Source organism: Tropicimonas sp. (assembly GCF_047971885.1).
GTDB lineage: Bacteria > Pseudomonadota > Alphaproteobacteria > Rhodobacterales > Rhodobacteraceae > Tropicimonas.
Window position 1 is genome coordinate 1 of record NZ_JBKEAE010000098.1, and the last position, 2,334, is coordinate 2,334.

The 2,334-nt window shown below is 63.9% G+C and carries 3 protein-coding genes, 1 pseudogene and 1 riboswitch; of the genes and pseudogenes, 3 read left to right on the forward strand and 1 reads right to left on the reverse strand.

From position 1 onward, the window contains the following. Nucleotides 1-65: 65 nt before the first annotated feature. Nucleotides 66-271: riboswitch (cobalamin riboswitch) on the forward strand. Nucleotides 272-393: 122 nt separating this feature from the next. The 3 genes from ACK5IR_RS08905 (at nt 394) to ACK5IR_RS08915 (ending at nt 2,081) form a co-directional block, all read left to right on the forward strand. Next, entirely contained in the window at nt 394-696 is a 303-nt protein-coding gene (locus ACK5IR_RS08905) for a hypothetical protein (protein WP_416928021.1), read from the forward strand. A gap of 113 nt (nt 697-809) precedes the next feature. After that, the gene (locus tag ACK5IR_RS08910) at nt 810-1,193 is read left to right on the forward strand and encodes an ABC transporter substrate-binding protein (RefSeq protein ID WP_416928025.1); all 384 of its coding nucleotides are present in this window, start codon (nt 810-812) and stop codon (nt 1,191-1,193) included. A gap of 3 nt (nt 1,194-1,196) precedes the next feature. Further along, complete coding sequence (locus ACK5IR_RS08915; protein WP_416928023.1) at nt 1,197-2,081, forward strand: DUF1289 domain-containing protein; 885 nt, start codon at nt 1,197-1,199, stop codon at nt 2,079-2,081. 2 nt (nt 2,082-2,083) lie between these two features. Here the strand turns inward: ACK5IR_RS08915 and ACK5IR_RS08920 are convergent. Next, a pseudogene (locus tag ACK5IR_RS08920) lies at nt 2,084-2,334 on the reverse strand (SAM-dependent methyltransferase); the annotation flags it as partial.

Sequence of the window (2,334 nt, forward strand, 5' to 3'; positions counted from 1 at the left end):
AGAAGCGCGCCCCAAAAGCAGCATCCACACCATCTCCCGATTTGATGGACGCGGTTCCGACACCATGCGATACATTTTGCGATGGTGCCCTTCTCTCGATGAGTCGGGTGAAAAGGGAACGCGGTGCGGGCTTCGGCCCAATTCCACGACTGCCCCGCAACTGTGAGCGGTGAGCGACCCCGAAACAGGCCACTGGGCAGACTTGCCCGGGAAGGTTCTGGGAAGCGGCGACCCGCAAGTCAGGAGACCTGCCATCTCCGGTGCGCGCCACGCACGCCGTAGTCACCTTGAACCCGGGCGGGGTGCCTCGGGCCGGAGAGACCGAGATGGACCCATTCGCCTCGTGGGATCGCCGCTGCCCCGTTCCACCCGCCCTCTTGCGCGGAGGGCGCGATGCTTCTGGAACGTACGATCTCGCAACTCGACCTAGGTCCGGTCTCATCGACCCGGGCGAACGAACTCGGCCAACTCGGCTATATGCAATGGCTGGGATGGTTGCCGCCCATGGCCGACTATCGCATGGAGGCTATGCGCGCCTACGCGGCAGCTCAGCCCTTCATCCGGACGTCGCCCGCGATCGCTGTCTTCTGCGATCTCCTTGTCGCCTCCACCCGGATCCCGATCGAGCCGCTGCCGCTGTCGCTGCCTGCACGGTGTGGGCGCGGCGGCGCCCGGGCCCGGCGCGCGGCGACCTGACGCCATGAGACGGTTCCCGCCCGAACGCATCGTCTGCCTCACTGAGGAGACGGTCGAAACCCTCTACCTGCTCGGCGAGGAGGATCTCGAAGGTTGCAGCAAGGGCCGAGGGTCTGCCGCGTCCGACAGTTTATTTCGAGGAATGGGATGACCCGATGATCACCGGCATCGGCTGGGTGTCGGAGCTGATCGGGATTGCGGGCGGACGCGAGGCCTTCCCGGACCTGGCCGACAAGGACAAGGCCAAGGTCCACATCGTGACGTCCGAGCAAGTGATTGCGGCCGCTCCGGACGTCATCCTCGCCTCTTGGTGCGGCAAGAAGGTGCGCCCCGAGAAGATCGCCGCGCGTCCGGGGTGGGAGGCCATTCCGGCGGTGGAGCACGGGCGCATCATCGAGATCAAGTTACCGCTGATCCTGCAGCCCGGCCCGGCCGCGTTGACCGATGGTTTGGACGCAATCCTTGCGGCCTTGTCCGCGCCAAGGGCCGAGGCCTAAGCGATGAGTATTACGAGCCCCTGTACCGGTATTTGCAAATTGGATGAAGCGACGGGGTGGTGTCTCGGCTGCGCGCGGACCGGGGATGAAATAGCCGATTGGCGTTTGCGAGGGGAGGCAGAACGCACTGCGGTTTGGAACGCGCTCCCGGAGAGATTTGCAGCGCTCGGCGTCTCTTGCCGACGGCTGCCTTGGACGACGGAAGAGATTCGGGACTTCGTCGTCCAAAGCTTGGATGAGGGGCTGGGGACATGGACAATCGGTGTCGTTGGTGGCCTAGCGGAGTTTGCGTCGGCGCGGGGCGCGCCAACTCAGGTCGAAACTCTGGACAACGTGGTAACCGCGCGCACAGACGGCGGCCGATTGCGTTTTGTCATTGATGATGATGTGCGCGCCCTGACATTTGAAGCTGCATCGGTTTCGTGGGCCCGGTCCCGCATCGTCCTGGCGGTCAAGCGAGAACGGGGCCGGCCGGCAGTTTCCGACAGATTGGCGGCTCTTGGCCCTGATGGAAACGCGGTTTCGCCCGAGGATCGTACGGCAGAGCTGTTCGATCTTGGCCTTGGACGCAAAGAGGCGCGGTTTTGCGTCCGCGGCGCAAGTGGCAACGCAAAAACCGTTCTCAGCCGGTCGATCGGCAGCAGGTTTTCCGACAACCTTCCGCAGATCGGACCTGCTCTGCTGGCCGAAAGCCCCACTCGCGTTGTCGAATCTGCACTTGGGCGGATCGAGGTGTTGTCGCGCATACCGATGCCCGGCGGAATCTCTCCGCCGGGGCCGCATACCCATCTGTTGCCAGATCATCTCGTCACAGGACGCGCGATGCCAGCAGGAATGGACCTTCCGCGCGCCTATCTCCCCGGTTCGATCTTCTATCCGCTGCCCTGACATCAGTCGGGTTTTCGCGCGGTGAGGATGAACCGGTCATATACTCGTGTGCGCAATCTGTTTCGCAGGCCGTTTGCTCGGCGTTGCGCCCGCGCGATAGGCTCATGCGACAGCCGTGTGATGGACTCGAAACCCGCTTGTTCCAGCATTGGCGCGAGGGCATCGAAGGTTAGCCCTGCACCGAATGGCAGGCGCGCCATGATCGACCCGTGCGCGTCGCTCATGGCACCGTCATAATAGGGGTCGGGGGACA